A 15,505-nucleotide genomic window follows, 5' to 3' on the forward strand; every position below is an offset into this window, starting at 1 on the left:
GCATAAAAAAGCCAGGAGTGCGGACACACCCCTGGCTGATCCGGCTCATTTCCCAAGTATGTATTAAATACCACGTTAATCGCAGCTCCGCTTATGGTTCAAGATAGAGCGGCTGCTTAAACCGAACTAAACAAATGTATAGAATTTCCACCAAGGAATGCGGCACTCCCGTGCCGATACGTCCCTATTTTGCTAAATTCTTGTTGATGATGCGTGTCATTAGTTTTTTAATGTTAGCGACGCTAATGCAGGTAAGTGCCAAAACAGTGGCACAGAAGGTGAGTATCAATGCCAGCAACGCCACACTGAAAGCCGTCCTGAAAGATATCAGCAAACAATGCGGCTATCATTTTGTGATTACGGAATCCAGGCTGAAGGAGTCGCGGCCGGTAAATATCCATGCAACCAATATGGAGCTACCCGCTGTACTGGATGAAATATTCCGCGGGCAGGTGTTGACTTACAGTATTAATAAAACTACTATCGTAGTGAAGGAGAAAGACGTTCCTGCCCCGGAGTCTGCACCCACAATGGTGATCCAGGAGATTCGGGGGAAGGTGACCGATGAGTCCAATATCCCGCTGCCTGGCGTCAGCGTAAAAGTAAAGGGCAGCAATACCGGCACGCAAACGAATGAAAAAGGTGAATTCACTATCCGTGCGGATAATGGTGCTGTGCTAATATTTTCCTTTATTGGATTTGAAACCAGGGAAGCAACAGTGACCAACGCCAGCCTGAATATCACTTTGACCATCAGGCAAAGTGCGATCAATACGGTAGTGGTGAACGGTTATACCTCCCAGCGTAGGTCCGATGTAACAGCGGCTATATCCACCGTTTCGGGCGCGGATCTGCTGAAAGCACCGGTAACAAATGTAAACAACGCCCTGGCAGGGCTCGTGCCTGGGCTGGTGGTGCAACAAACCTCCGGCCGGCCAGGTATTAACTCCGCAGCACTGTATATCAGAGGGCAGGTGTCCTCCAATGCTACTGCCCTGATTATTGTAGATGGAGTTGAACGTACTTCTTTCGGAGATATTGATCCTAATGAAATCGAGAGTATCAATATCCTGAAAGACGCATCTTCCACCGCATTATATGGCCTCAAAGGCGCCAACGGCGTTTTTGTGATTACCACTAAAAAAGGGAAGGAAGGCCCCGCAAAAGTAGCCTTCACCAGTAACTTCGCGGTGGTGAGTCCTACCCGCCGTCCCGATGTATTGGGTGCTTACGAGAGTGCCATGCTGTACAACGAAGGACAGGTGAACGTAGGTGATCCCAGGACATTCACTGATGAGGACCTGGCGATTTTCAAAGCCGGTACCGGTGATCAGCTCCTTTATCCGGATGTGAACTGGTATTCAGAACTGGTGAAAGACCACTGGTCCCAAAACCAGCAAAATCTGACGATTTCCGGTGGAACAAAAAATATTAAATATTTCACCTCCTTCGGTCACCAGTTTGAAAATGGCAACTTCAAGGAATTTAAAACTCCACTGGATTACTCCACTACCCCCAGCTACCAGCGTTACAATTTCAGGGCAAGAGTAAGCATGGACGTTACCCAAAGTACCAATTTTGAAGTGAACCTGGCAGGACGTAATGAACACCGCTATTCCCCTACCGGCTATACGGAATATAACGACCCTGCCGGCGCTGTGAGCAACGGTATTGAAGGGGTGGTGGGCCGCGCACTGAAAATGCCATCCTGGGCATCTCCATTCTTTAAGGAATACATAAATTCTGATGATCCTGCACTTATCGCGTTAGACGGAACCTATAACCATATTGTAAACTACGGCCTGGCGGGTGTAAACTCCGTAAATCCCTATGCATTGCTTACCTATGGAGGCTATGCCTTCACCGATAACAATGTAGGAGAAGCTGTATTTACACTCAGTCAACAGCTGGATGCCATCACCAAAGGATTATCGGTGAAAGCGCAGTTCGGGTATGATGCCACACAGCTGTCCGGAAAATTGCAGCGGGGAAGCATCGGCTATTTCAACCTGGACAAAACCACACTGGCGTTAACACCGGTGGCGGGTACCTACAACGATTTTTTCGGTGCCCCCGCCTATACCCGCAGCGGCTATACGAAAACCAACCTCCAGGTATTTATCAATTACCTCCGCTCTTTCGGGAAACATAATATCAGCGCCAATCTCATCGGACAACGGGAGTTACAGGGCGCCACTTCCGCAGCAGCTCCTTTCGCCAATCAGGGGCTTATTTCTCAGCTTACCTATAATTACGGTGGCCGCTATTTTTTAACGGGTAGCGCCACCTATAATGGGTCAGAAAACTACGCCAGCGGCTATCGTTATGGTCTTTTCCCATCTGCGTCACTGGGGTATAACCTGGCCAATGAAGCATTTATGCGGAAATATGACTGGATAAGTATGCTGAAAGTGCGCGGATCAATAGGAAGAGTAGGTATCCCGAGTCCGGGTACTGGTCGTTTCTACTACCAAAATAAATTTGGAGCGGGCGCCAATGTTCCGTTCGGCAATCCTAACAGTTCCTTCAGCGCGCCTACCTACATTCAAACACAATACGGTAACCCATACGTGACGTTTGAAGTCTCCCTGAAAAGAAATATAGGACTGGATGTATCCCTTTTCCGGGACCGGCTGAATATCACCGCAGATGTATTTGATGACACCCGCTCTGATATCCTTGCCACCCGCTCTGCCACCAGCTTTGCCACCTATGGCGCTACGGTGCCCAGTACGAATTACGGGATGAACTACAACAAAGGGTACGAGCTGACGGTCATGTACCGCAATAAGGAGCGCAACTTTACCTACTCCGTTACCGGTAATTTCAGCTATGCACACAACGAGCGCAGGATCATGGATGAAGCGCCGGGACTGGCAGCTAACCTCAAGGCAACGGGTACGCCACTGGGCACCTATTTCGGTTACCAGGTGCTGGGATTTTATGCGGACCAGCATGATATAGATAATAACCCGGTGAATAAAGTAACTGCTTATCCTTCTATTCCGGGCGACTTAAAATACCAGGATATCAATGGGGATGGTATTATTAACAACCAGGATGTGATGCCTATCGGCCACCCGAATATTCCGGAGTACAACGGTAGCCTGCAATTCCAGTTTGGATACAAAGGATTCCAGTTATCCATGCTATTTAACGGGGTTACGAACGTAAGCTCTAACGTAATCTTCCAGAGTGCATCGTTGGCACAATACTATGCACCTATGTTAGGGAGATGGACTCCTGATAATCCAAACCCTACGTGGCCTGCCGTACGGCCGGGTTTGAACGCAAACCCAAACGAAAGTCTGAACGATTTTATCCTCCAGGATGCCTCTTATATCAAACTACGTAATGTGCAGTTAAGCTATTCGCTGCCTGCCTCATTGCTGAACAAGGTGCGGCTAACCGGGCTCACCGTGTATGTGAGTGGGCAGAACCTGAAAACCTGGACGAAATTCTATGGACTTGATCCGGAAAATACCATGTCCGGCAACGCCTACGCACCAGCTATCACTACTATTCCCACTACCAAAGTCATCAACTTTGGACTGAACCTTTCTTTCTAACCAACGATTCCATTTTATGAAAAAATTTATATATCTGGTAAGTCTGGTGATGCTCTCAACCACCTTATCCTGCAAGAAAGATTTCCTTCAAAGGGATGTTGGCATCCAGACAGACCTCGAAGAGGTATTTAAAGATCCTTTACAGGCCGCCCGGTACGGCGATTTTACCTATACATTTTCTATAAATGACTACGGCCGCCTGAGCGGTTACAAGGGTATGACTTCCCAGTTTACGGATGAGTCAATTGCCAATAATGCACAAACAGAAGTGGCTACCATGAACTCAGGGCAGTGGCTGGATGGCGGTGCATCAGATGTTACGGGCATCTATTCCCAGATGTACAGGGGTATTCGCAATGCCAACATCATGTTGCAGTACATGGAAAAAACACCATGGACGGCAGAGTACAACCCCGACTATATGAAAGGGGAACAGCTGTACCTGCGGGCCTATTTTTATTTTGAATTATTACGTCGCTTTGGTGGCGTGGTATTGCTGACAAGAGTACTGGATTTTACCGAGGCTGCTACGGATATGCCACGGAACACCTATGATGAAACCCTGTCGCAGATACTGACGGACCTGGAACAGGCCATTAACCTGTTACCGCTCACCAATGCCGACTGGCCCAACCCTGCGGCCCAGGCTAACCGGGCCACAGGAGCCGCTGCCATGGCTTTGAAAACGCGTGTGCTGCTGTTTGATGCCAGCCCGCTCAATAATTCAACGGAGGATGCCGCCAAATGGCAAAAGGCCGCAGCTGCTGCTAAAGCCATCATTGATCTCGGCAAATACTCACTGGAGCCTAACTACGCCAACGTATTAACGGTGGCTAACTCCAACGAATATATCAGAATATGGCCACGTGGTGGCAGGGCATTTATTGGCACCTACCTGAGTGATTTTTTAATTCCTACCAGCTATGGTGGTGCTCAATCGAACTTATCGCCTACACAAAATCATGTGGACCTCTACGAAATGAAAAACGGGAAACCGATCACAGATCCCACCTCCGGCTATAACCCACAGAACCCTTACCTGAACAGGGACCCACGTTTTTATGTGAACCTGTTATACAATGGCGCTACCTGGCAGGGCAGGGCGGTGCAAACCTGGCAATCCAGGCCTAATGCGCAAGGTGTTGTTACTTATGGCACTGATAACAGTACCGCTATCAGTATAACAAAAACCAGTTATTACCTCAAGCGCTTATGGCCGGAAGCATCCAAGTCAGGGTCTACTGCCAACGCATTACTGAATTATGTGTTTTACCGTTACGCCGAAGTACTGCTTAACTATGCCGAAGCGCTGAACGAGGCCACAGGACCGGACGAAGAAGTGTATAAATCAGTAAATGCCATCCGTGTAAGAGCGGGCATGCCCGACCTGCCGGCAGGTTTATCCAAAACGGATATGCGTGCCCGTATCCGCAACGAGCGCGCCATCGAATTTGCTTTTGAAGATATGCGCTGGTGGGATATCCTCCGCTGGAAACAAGGCGCTGAAATAGTAGCCCAGCCCATGAAAGGCATGAATGTGATTAAAAATGCCGATGCAACGCTTACATATGAGGTGGTGGAATTGCCGGTATTCCAAAAGGTATTCAACGATAATATGTACCACTACCCAATTCCAAGAGCAGAGATGAATAAGACTTCCGGCGCATTGGAGCAGAATCCGGGATGGTAATCAGTATTCACTTAATGAGTTTAACAATGACCAGAAATATAAAATTACCCGGACTGATATTGATGTTGCTGTCAATGATCAGTCAGTCAATATACGCACACCAGGATACTACCGTGGTTATACCTTCTTTCAGTGATACTGCCAGAGGTATTAAAATAATGGCAGCTCCTGAAGAAATAGCCATTCCCTTTGCTGTGGTAACTAAAGCAGCCCTTAATAATGCAGTGAGCTCCGTTAATGCTGCGCAGCTACCGAAACTCCCGCTGAGTAATTTATCGGGCCTCCTCGCCGGCCGCGTTAGCGGCCTATGGGTCAACTGGACCGGCAACCAGCCTGGTGGCGGTAACCTCACCTATCAGATCAGGGGGAAATCTTCCTATGCCGGCGGTGCCACACCTATGGTGCTGGTGGATGGTATAGTCCGTGATTTTGAAGATATGGATATCAACGAAATTGAGAGCGTATCTGTATTAAAAGATGCAGGCACCCTCAACTGGTATGGATTAAGCGGTGGTAACGGTGCCATATATGTGACTACCAAACATGGGAAAGCTAACCAGCCTTTAATTACTGTAGATGCACAGGGTGGATTGCAAACCACTGATAACTTAATCAGACCACTGAATTCGTATCAATATGCCACTTTGTATAACCAGGCATTAACGAATGTAGGGCAGGCGCCGGCCTATGACAGTGCTGCATTGTATGCGTATAAAAACCATACGGACCTGATGCGGTTCCCGGATAATAATTACCTGGATGAATTCCTGAGTAAGTCAGCACCTACGCAGCGTTATGCCTTATCGTTCAGTGGTGGAAGTAATCGTATCAAATACTTTACCACCCTGAGCTACTTTAACCAGCAAGGGCTTTTTAAGCATACCGAAACAGATAATTTTAATTCCAACTATGGTTACAAACGATTCAACTTTCGGATCAACCTGGATTATGAAGTAAATGAATCACTGAGTGTGACCCTGCTGTCTGGCTTGCGGAGTGAAATACGGAATGATGTAGGCGATGGCGCCACAGCGGTGCTCAACAATATTTACAACCTGCCGCCCAATGCATTTCCGCTGCTAAATGAAGATGGCAGTTATGGCGGAACGTCACTCTATCAGAATAATCCGATGGGTCAGTTGCAAGCTACCGGCTATTCCCGTACCACTACCAATGTGCTGCTGGCAAGTGTAATGGCAAAGCAAAAGCTGGATTTCATCACTAAAGGATTATCCGCTAATCTGCTCTTTTCCTATGACGGATATGGCAATTACGGCGATGGCTTAACACAGAACTATTCAGTGATCAACAAAACTGTATCGCCGGTGCAGACATATCGCACGCCGGCGGCCATCGCTTATCGTACTGCGGCCTTTCAAACAAATACAAAGAACAATGAGGTGTGGATGGGTTTTGATTACGACCGCCATTTTTCAGGTGATCACAGGGTGACGGCAGCGGTGCGTGTACAACAATATGTGAGTGCAGCAGTTGACCGGCTGGATTACAAGGAACGTATGGTAGCCGGAAGAGCGGATTACAGTTATAAAGGCCGCTATATGGCTGGCTTTACCGGCAGTTACAATGGTTCTGAAAACTATGCCCCCGGCCATCGGTTTGGATTCTTTCCTGCAGTTACCGCAGGATGGCTCGCTTCTGACGAGAACTTTCTGAAAGACTCCAAAGTGCTGAACTACCTGAAAGTACGAGGATCTGCGGGGCGCTCCGGTAACATAGGCCCTACCTATGATGCCAGTGGCAATGTGGTGCGACTCCCATACAGAACACTCTTCACCAGAGGTGCAGGGCCGCTGCTGGGGTCTTCCTTTTCTACCTCCACCACCGCCTACCTGGTAACGCCGTCAGGTAATCCGCTCACCACTTGGGAAAAAATAAATCGCATTAACCTGGGTGCGGATGTATCCCTGTTTAAAAATGCGTTGTCGCTGTCGGCCGATTACTTTAATGAAACCCGCGATGACATCTTAGGCACTCCTAATTTACCCGGTATCCTCGGGATGAGTATTGCCCAGGTTAATTCCGGAAAAGTGAATAGTAAAGGAGTGGAGTTTAGCGGTACGTATAATAAGCAGTGGGGAGATGTAAATATCGCCCTGAACGGTAATATCACCTATGCTAAAAATACCGTGCTGGTGCGCACCCTGTCCAATGGGCTGGAAGGACAGTCACAGGAAGGCCGCTACGTCAACAGCGGACACTTTTATATCGCAGAAGGGATTTTTCAAAGTCAGGCGGAAATAGATGCCAGTCCAAAGCAAACGCTTTCAGGCCTGGTGGTTCCCGGGGATATAAAATATAAGGATGTGAACAATGATAAGGTCATCGATGCCAAAGATGATATCGCTACCGACTATACGGATATTCCCAATATGTTCTATGGGTTTGGATTAACGATACGTTACAGGCACTTTGATTTGTCCACACAATTCCAGGGAGTAGAAGGCCGGACGATTAATTTAAACGGCGTGTTTCATGCCGGACCTGGTGGTTTAAATCAACTGCTGCTCGACAGCTGGACGCCTGCCACAGCGGCTACTGCCAGGTATCCGCGTTTAGGGTTAACCGATAACGGTAACAATACCGCTAATTCTACGTTCTGGCTGCGCTCCGGCGACTTCCTGAAAATGCGTACGCTGGAAATCGGATATTCCACACCGGAGAGTTTTAACCAACGTTTCCGTTTTAAGGGAGCGCGTTTTTTCCTGGGTGGTTATAATCTGATGACTTTCTCTTCGCTCAATAAGCTGGGCATAGATCCGGAAACGCCTAATGCCGGCAGGTTTACCAGCTTTCCTTATGTAAAAACCTATTCAGTAGGTATTAACGTAAAAATTTAATTCGGGTAATGATGAACAAACTATTATATAGGAGCTTGCTGGTGATGGGAGTGATGGCCTGTGCCGCCTGCGGAAAAGATTTTTTTGCGCCTTCGTACAGCGAAGGTCCCATCTCTGAAGATGCTATCTGGACAACGGACCGCCGGGTGCGCGAATATCTGAATAACGGATACAACTATATGCTGGGCCGCTTCAATGTGGACGGGGGCGGTGCTTTGCTGGCCAGTGGCTGCGATGAGGCGGTGAACTCCAACCTGAACAGTAATGTAAATTACTTTAACAATGGTACCTGGAGCAGTCTGAAAACGTTCGACGAACAGTATACGAACCTGTATGCCGGCCTGTGGGTGGTGAACACTTTTTTGCAGAAGTCGCCCACCGCGGTGGTGTTCCCGGCCAGTGACCTTTGGGGGTTAAGGGGAGAAGCATATTTCCTTCGGGCGATGATGCACTTCGAACTGTTTAAGCGGTACGGCGGCATTGTGCTGGCCACGAAGGCCTTTTCTCCCTCAGATAATTTAAACATCCCACGTAATACTGTTGACGAGGTGGTGCAGTCGATTGTAACAGACTGCGATTCTGCTATCGCGATGATCGGTCCTTCCTGGACGAAGGAATGGGATGCTGCTAACTATGGACGTGCTACTAAGGCCGCAGGGATGGCATTGAAAACAAAGGTATTGTTGTACTATGCCAGTCCGTTGTATAATACCGCCAGGGACCTGAAAAGGTGGCAGGATGCGGCCAATGCAGCAACAGCACTGATAGACCTCAACAAGCACGGACTGCTTTCCAAAACAGATTTCCCGTCGCTCTGGGATTATACCGCAGCGGCTACTTCCTATAACAAGGAGGTGATATTTGCTACACCTGCCGGCAATATCAATACAATTGAATCGTTCAATGCGCCGGTAGGCTTTACTGGTGGATTAGGCAGAACCAACCCCACGCAGGAGCTGGTAGATGCGTTTGAAATGACGAATGGTTTGCCAATTACAGATCCCGCTTCGGGATACAATGCCCAGGCTCCTTATGCAGGGCGTGACCCGAGACTAAATCAATTCATCGTTTACAATGGTGCTACGTTTAAAACCGGTAGTCTTTCCCGTGCAGTGGAAACTTTTGACGGCGGTTTGGATAATGTGCTTACCAACGTGAACAGTACTAAAACGGGTTATTACCTGCGGAAGTTTCTGAGCAGCAATGCCACCTATAACGTAACCAGCATTACCAACGTACGCAGGCCCTGGGTATTGTTCCGTTATGCAGATGTGCTGCTGATGCAGGCGGAAGCGCTTAACGAGGCCGCAGGCCCAACAGCTGCTGTTTATGCGGCGGTAAATGCAGTACGTACGCGGGCAGGTATGCCGGCATTGCCAGCCGCTTTATCGCAGGTGGACATGCGCGCACGCATTAAAAATGAGCGCAGGGTAGAGCTCTGCTTTGAGGACCAGCGGTTTTTTGATCTGCGCCGCTGGAAGGAGGGCGAGTTATATCTGAATGCACCGGTGCATGGTATGAAGATTGCCAAAGCGGGTACTACCCTTACCTATACACCGTTTGTAGTGGAAAACAGGGTCTTCACAAACAGAAATTATTGGTATCCGTTGCAGCAGAGTGAGCTCAATAAGGCAAGCAATTTGCAGCAGAATCCTGGTTATGAATAATCAATAATAAAAGCAGCGATGAAAATATTATCAAAAGTATTGGTGGCAAGTGGCTTATGTTTTTATGCGACGTTGGCAGTGGCGCAAAAAACGGATCAATTCATGGGTGAAATCGTGAACTATGATGAAGAGACGGTGCCTTCGTATGAATTGCCGGCACTCTTGAAAACCAATAAGGGCAGGCAGGTTAGCAATATTGGCACCTGGGAAAAGGTGCGCAGGCCTGAAATTATTCAGCTGTTTGAAGAAAACGTTTACGGCTACACGCCAAAGAAATTTGATAGCATCCGGTACCTTGTAACAAACGAGGTGCCCGATGCAATGGGAGGACGCGCGCATTTGAAAGAGGTTGCCATCCGGGTTTGGAACAAGGGCAATTCGGTTACTATTAACCTGGTATTATTTACACCCAACAAATCCCGGCAGCCGGCGCCTGTATTTCTGCTGATCAACAACAGGGGGAAGCGGAATACAGATCCTACCCGGGCGATGAAGAGCGAATTTTGGCCGGCGGAAATGGTGATTGACAGTGGTTATGCGGTAGCGGCTTTTCATGTGAGCGATGCCGCGCCGGATAATAAAACAGATTATAGTCATGGTGTGCTGGACCAGTTGTATCCTGAAGTATTGCAGCAGGCAAACGGGATGAAAGCAATTGGAGCGTGGGCCTGGGCGGCCAGCAGGGTAATGGATTACTTCACCACGGACAAGGCGGTCAATGCAAAAAGGGTGGCATTGGTAGGGCATTCACGTGGTGGTAAAACGGCTTTGTGGGCAGGTGCGCAGGATCAGCGTTTCGCCATGGTGGTGAGCAGTTGCTCCGGTAGTACCGGTGCCTCTCTGGCCCGGCGTAAGTATGGGGAAACGGTGAGTTTGATCAATAAGCAATTCGGCTACTGGTTCAATGATAATTACAAGCAATTCAGTAAAAACGTAGATGCGTTGCCGGTAGATCAGCATATGCTGATAGCGCTGATGGCGCCAAGGCCGGTATATACCACCAATGCGGCGCAGGACAGGTGGGCGGACCCACGCGGTTCTTATTTATCGGTGGTGAATGCATTGCCGGCATTCCGGTTATATGATGGGCAACTGACGTTGCCTTCCGAAATGCCGGCGCTGAATGAGCCGGTATGGCGTTCTGTTATTGGTTATCACTTTCGTCAGGGCAAGCATGATCTCAATGTATATGATTGGTCTGCCGTTATAAAGTTTGCCCAAACCCGCTTATAGTACTGGTTATTTATTCGTAAATACGGGCTGGCTGATGGCCTTCAGCGATTCCATGATATAACCTGTCATGGCGGCATCAGCCACCCACTCTTCGCAGGAGGCATAGCTATCTTCGCGTTTGTCCAGGTAGGTATGCCCGTCTTTAAATCGTTTTTGCATATCGAGTGCCAGCTGTGCCTGCATCAGTTCCCATGCAGCAGCGCGTTTGCGGGTATCTTTATTATTTGTGAAGACGCTGATGATGCAGTTGAAAACAGCAAAGTTCATTCTCCGGCTTTGTCCCCAGTCGGTGCCGATGGGGTAGAAAATATTTCCCGTGCCTGCTTTAAATATGCTTCCTCCGGGTGGTTGTACCCTTCCTCCGATGATACTGTCTCCCGCATGGAAATTCAGATCGGCGAATGCCTGGAAAACCAGTTCGCTATTGAGTTTGAATGCTTGCGGTATAGGTTGGCCGGCCAGCCAGAAATACTTGGTAGCATTCAGCTCAAATGGCGCAGTCATATAATCCGGATGAATGAAATGATGGTTTACTACGGTGCCATCTTCATTAATATTGGAACCGCTAAGCCAGTCCTTTAATGGCTTGCCGCTATATATCTGCTTGCTGTTTACATCCGCGGGCCTGGCCATTGCGTTGATGGTGAGTTGCAGCAGTTGCTGCCGCCAGATGGCCTGCTGCGGATGCTCAGGCATCATGGCGCAGGCTACGCCGAGGATACTGGCATCCCAGGCATTTTCTTCCGCGCCGGTATCGCCGGGACTTATGACTTCACCTGCTTTGTTGCGATAAGTTTTTATTTGTGCGGCACCTTTGTTGTGCAGCACCCACTCGCATTCGGTATTGATCATGGCCTGCACTTCCTGTTGGGTAGTGGGGTCCAGTTTATCCCACATGGCCCAGGCGGCAGTGGTGGTATAGCAGGCCCATAGCGGTGATTGCCAGGCTTTTCCCCAGCCGCCCGTTGTGTTGCTGCCGTGCGCATGTGCTAGGCTGCGGATCAGTTGTATGGTTTTTTGCTCCGCAGTGGATGCAGGCACACCTGTATATTCAGGGAGATATAAACCCATGCGCAATGAAATGGCTAAGGCCTGGGCTTCGGCTGCAATTGGCCTGATCTTGTGTTCTGTAGTGCCTTTGAAATCTAAAAACTCATTTACCGGAACTTCTGCAAAACCTCGTTTAGCCCACCACGTAGTGAGGGCGTACTTATTAGTATTTAACAATATTTCACCCATCATTTTTCGTGGCGGTGTGTTCGGGCTGTTTTTAAATCTTTCCCAGTTAATGGTTTTGACATTATTTGTTTGTGCAGATAGTTGGAAGCTGCCAAGGCTGAGGCAGAGTAGGATGCTTGATGTGAACTGACGCATAAGGTGGAATCGGAATATTTGTTTTAAATGTAAGCGATAAAGATAGTCAAGGATGTGGAAAAAACTAAGTGAGGTATACCTCTTATTTATTATTGGTACACAAAAAAGGCCTGCTTGCTGCAGGCCCCTTTAAAGTAATATTTGCTGAACTGTTAATCACTTACTTTTTCATATTCCAGCGTTCCGGTTTGTGGGTTAGTGATCACCCTTTTCTTTGCATCAAAATAGTCTACTGAAAACTTCAGTGACACTACGCTGATGGAGATGGTGAGGGTGCTGTTGTCGGCAGAGAGATGCCATTTTCCTTTACGTGATTTATCTTCTTTGATGCCCTGGAACACACCTCCTTCTTCAAAAACCTGGTAAGTTTCGTTGGGGGTGGTTACTTTACCATTTTTTGTTTCCTTTACCAGCTTCCATTTGCCAATAAGTTCCTTTGCTGTTTGGGCTTTGGTGACATAGCCTGCAAGGCATAATGTAAACAGGAGTGCTATTTGTTTCATGGGAGAGAAATTTATTTTAAAATAATGCTATTCCTCCTGACTATAAAATTTTTTATAGCGTTTATCCGGGAACGTATTCCCATGAGACGTTTACATCTCCCTGAAAAAAATTATTTACTATTATCTGTAAAGAGATATAATACCAGCAGGCGAACCATCACGTTTTTACTGTTAATAGGTACGTGTGCAATGTTGCCGTCAAAAAAAAGTGCATCGCCGGTTTCCATTTCAAAGGTTTTATCTTCCAGCTGATATTCCAGGCTGCCTTCCAGCACATATACAAACTCATAGGCCGCGGTTGTTACCTGGGGGCGGTTGGAACCGGGGAATAAAGTAAGGAGGGAGATCTGAAAAGCTCCGCCGTCGTGACTCGATTCCAGGATGGACTGGTATTGGAAACCGACTGCTCCTTCTTCCTTTTCATAGGCAGCAAAAGTTTCCTTTTTTAAGAGCAGGTATCCGGGGAAGGTATTGTCGGCATATAGCTGGGAAAAGAAATGTTCCGGGCGGATACCCAGTTTATTCATGATCGTGAAGAGCGTAGGGATAGTAGGGATCATCCGGCCGTTTTCTATTTTGGAGAGCATGGCCGATTTAATTCCTGTAATAGCCGCCAGGTCCAGCAGTTTCAGGTCCTTTTCCTTCCTGAATTTCCTGATGACTCCGCCTATTTTGTAATATACCAGTTGTCCGTGTTCGATTGACTCCTGTTCCATAAAAACCAATTAATATGTAAAAGTAAGAAAACTTCGTGCATGTATGCCTGTAATAAACTGTAGCGCTGCATTAATAAGGGATATTTCCTTTTTTTTTCAACAATATCTGAATTTACCGTGTTTTGTTAGCATTACCTGTAGTTAAAGAAAAACCGCACAGGCATTCTACCCGCTTAACAGATACTGGCAATCATCAAAAATACTGTTGATAACAACAGCTATAGTTATTGCAAGACCAAAACTTAAAACATATGCAAAAGAAGGTAATTATCTGGATGCTTGCCAGTATGAGCATCCTGAGCGTTGGAAAGGTGGGTGCACAAAAAAAGGAGCGCCCTAAGAAACCCAACATTATCATGATCATTTCTGATGATACCGGTTGGGGAGATTTAGGTGTATATGGGGGTGGTGTGGGCCGTGGAATGCCTACCCCCAATCTCGACAAACTAGCGAAGGAAGGGTTGCAGTTCTGGAGCTTTTATGGACAACCAAGTTGTACACCTGGCCGCGCAGCCATGCTTACAGGAAGAATTCCTAACCGGAGCGGGATGACCACAGTGGCGTTTCAGGGCCAGGGTGGTGGATTACCGGCTGCGGAATGGACGCTTGCTTCCGTACTCAAGAAAGCCAATTACAAGACTTATTTCAGTGGTAAATGGCACCTCGGTGAGGCCGATTATGCCATGCCAATTGCCCAGGGATTCGATAAAATGCAGAATGTAGTACTCTATCACCTTAACGCATATACGTATGCCTTCCCTTCCTGGAATCCGGAAATGGGGCCACAAATGCTGGCTTTCTTTCAGAAAGTAACCACGGGTGTGCTCGAAGGCGAGGCCGGCGGTAAAGCCAGAGAAACCTCAAAGGTGACTGAGGAGAATATCGGTGAGTTGGATATGATGATGACCGATAACGTATTAAAGCAGCTGAATGATTATGCAAAAGGGTCCGGACCATTCTTCATGTGTATCAACTTTGCTAAAAACCACCAGCCCAATGTTCCATCCAAACAGTTTGCCGGAAAATCGCCTGCAAAAAGTAAATACGCAGACTGCGTAATGGAGATGGATTATAACGTTGGTCGCATTATGGATGAAGTCCGTAAACTCGGCATCAGCGAAAATACTTTTGTGATCTATACGGTAGATAATGGTGCATGGCAGGACGTACACCCTGATGCCGGATATACACCATTTCGCGGTTCAAAAGGAACGGACAGGGAAGGGGGAAGCAGGGTGCCTGCTATTGCCTGGTGGCCAGGCCAGATAGAAGGTGGTACTGATAGCCATGATATCGTAGGCGGACTGGACCTGATGGCAACCTTTGCCAGCTTCGCGGGTATCAGCTTGCCTTCTGCGGACAGAGACGGAAAGGCAATGGTATTTGATAGCTACGATATGTCGAACGTATTGTTTAAAGAAGGTAAGCCACTCCGCGACAGATGGTTTTACTTCACAGAATCCGAACTTACGCCAGGTGCTGCACGCGTAGGTCGCTGGAAAGCAGTATTCAATACCCGTGGTGATAATGGCGCACAGGCAGGAAGTGATATGCCAGGCCAGCAACTGGGATGGAGAGGCAATGAAAGCTATGTAGCTACAGTGCCTGCGATCTATGACCTTTGGCAGGACCCGCAGGAAAGATATGACCTGTTTATGAATAGCTTCACCGAGAAAACATGGACAATGCCTATTTTCAATAAAGCCATGCAGGACCTGATGGAAACTTATATCAAATATCCGCCAAGACCACTGCAAAGTGAAGGTTATTCTGGTCCTATGGAAATCAATAAATTCCGTACCATCCAGGAGGCTAAGAAACTGATGGATAGCAAAGGCATAAAACTCCCGGATGAATTGAATAAATAATAAGTTTTGGTACCGCCTGCCGGACGC

At 47.8% G+C, this 15,505-nt stretch carries 9 protein-coding genes; 6 read left to right on the plus strand and 3 right to left on the minus strand.

The annotated features are described in order from the left end of the window. The first annotated feature begins 230 nt into the window (after positions 1 to 230). The 5 genes from KW844_RS23570 to KW844_RS23590 are packed head-to-tail and all read left to right on the plus strand — an operon-like array spanning position 231 to position 11,017. Positions 231 to 3,569, plus strand: a complete 3,339-nt coding sequence (locus KW844_RS23570) for a TonB-dependent receptor (protein WP_218379250.1) — start codon at positions 231 to 233, stop codon at positions 3,567 to 3,569. Between the two features lie 16 nt (positions 3,570 to 3,585). Next, on the plus strand, positions 3,586 to 5,259 hold the full coding sequence (locus KW844_RS23575) for a RagB/SusD family nutrient uptake outer membrane protein (protein WP_218379251.1): 1,674 nt from the start codon (positions 3,586 to 3,588) through the stop codon (positions 5,257 to 5,259). A 26-nt stretch (positions 5,260 to 5,285) separates the two neighbouring features. Beyond that, positions 5,286 to 8,117, plus strand: a complete 2,832-nt coding sequence (locus tag KW844_RS23580; protein ID WP_218379252.1) for a SusC/RagA family TonB-linked outer membrane protein — start codon at positions 5,286 to 5,288, stop codon at positions 8,115 to 8,117. Between the two features lie 8 nt (positions 8,118 to 8,125). Continuing rightward, positions 8,126 to 9,784 (plus strand): RagB/SusD family nutrient uptake outer membrane protein, encoded by a 1,659-nt coding sequence (locus tag KW844_RS23585; protein WP_218379253.1) that lies wholly within the window; start codon positions 8,126 to 8,128, stop codon positions 9,782 to 9,784. A gap of 18 nt (positions 9,785 to 9,802) precedes the next feature. Then, a complete protein-coding gene (locus tag KW844_RS23590; RefSeq protein ID WP_218379254.1) occupies positions 9,803 to 11,017 on the plus strand; it encodes an alpha/beta fold hydrolase in 1,215 nt (404 codons plus the stop codon). 6 nt (positions 11,018 to 11,023) lie between these two features. Here KW844_RS23590 and KW844_RS23595 read toward each other — a convergent pair whose 3' ends face one another. From KW844_RS23595 to KW844_RS23605, 3 genes are all read right to left on the minus strand, one after another. Continuing rightward, the gene (locus tag KW844_RS23595) at positions 11,024 to 12,391 is read right to left on the minus strand and encodes a hypothetical protein (protein WP_218379255.1); all 1,368 of its coding nucleotides are present in this window, start codon (positions 12,389 to 12,391) and stop codon (positions 11,024 to 11,026) included. A gap of 152 nt (positions 12,392 to 12,543) precedes the next feature. Next, a complete protein-coding gene (locus KW844_RS23600) occupies positions 12,544 to 12,894 on the minus strand; it encodes a lipocalin-like domain-containing protein (RefSeq protein ID WP_218379256.1) in 351 nt (116 codons plus the stop codon). Positions 12,895 to 13,004: 110 nt separating this feature from the next. Further along, positions 13,005 to 13,610 carry an XRE family transcriptional regulator gene (locus tag KW844_RS23605; RefSeq protein ID WP_218379257.1) on the minus strand — a complete coding sequence of 202 codons (606 nt, stop codon included), beginning with the start codon at positions 13,608 to 13,610 and terminating at the stop codon, positions 13,005 to 13,007. Between the two features lie 251 nt (positions 13,611 to 13,861). Between KW844_RS23605 and KW844_RS23610 the strand changes: the two genes are divergently transcribed. Then, positions 13,862 to 15,478 carry an arylsulfatase gene (locus KW844_RS23610; RefSeq protein WP_218379258.1) on the plus strand — a complete coding sequence of 539 codons (1,617 nt, stop codon included), beginning with the start codon at positions 13,862 to 13,864 and terminating at the stop codon, positions 15,476 to 15,478. Positions 15,479 to 15,505 lie beyond the last annotated feature (27 nt).

The organism is Chitinophaga sp. sic0106 (genome assembly GCF_019219075.1).
Taxonomy (GTDB): domain Bacteria; phylum Bacteroidota; class Bacteroidia; order Chitinophagales; family Chitinophagaceae; genus Chitinophaga.

What these genes read in the sequence shown, in the direction of transcription:
- KW844_RS23570 (WP_218379250.1), top strand. Translation starts at nt 231, where the DNA reads ATGTTAGCGACGCTAATGCAGGTAAGTGCCAAAACAGTGGCACAGAAG.
- KW844_RS23575 (WP_218379251.1), top strand. Translation starts at nt 3,586, where the DNA reads ATGAAAAAATTTATATATCTGGTAAGTCTGGTGATGCTCTCAACCACC.
- KW844_RS23580 (WP_218379252.1), top strand. Translation starts at nt 5,286, where the DNA reads ATGACCAGAAATATAAAATTACCCGGACTGATATTGATGTTGCTGTCA.
- KW844_RS23585 (WP_218379253.1), top strand. Translation starts at nt 8,126, where the DNA reads ATGATGAACAAACTATTATATAGGAGCTTGCTGGTGATGGGAGTGATG.
- KW844_RS23590 (WP_218379254.1), top strand. Translation starts at nt 9,803, where the DNA reads ATGAAAATATTATCAAAAGTATTGGTGGCAAGTGGCTTATGTTTTTAT.
- KW844_RS23595 (WP_218379255.1), bottom strand. Translation starts at nt 12,391, where the DNA reads ATGCGTCAGTTCACATCAAGCATCCTACTCTGCCTCAGCCTTGGCAGC.
- KW844_RS23600 (WP_218379256.1), bottom strand. Translation starts at nt 12,894, where the DNA reads ATGAAACAAATAGCACTCCTGTTTACATTATGCCTTGCAGGCTATGTC.
- KW844_RS23605 (WP_218379257.1), bottom strand. Translation starts at nt 13,610, where the DNA reads ATGGAACAGGAGTCAATCGAACACGGACAACTGGTATATTACAAAATA.
- KW844_RS23610 (WP_218379258.1), top strand. Translation starts at nt 13,862, where the DNA reads ATGCAAAAGAAGGTAATTATCTGGATGCTTGCCAGTATGAGCATCCTG.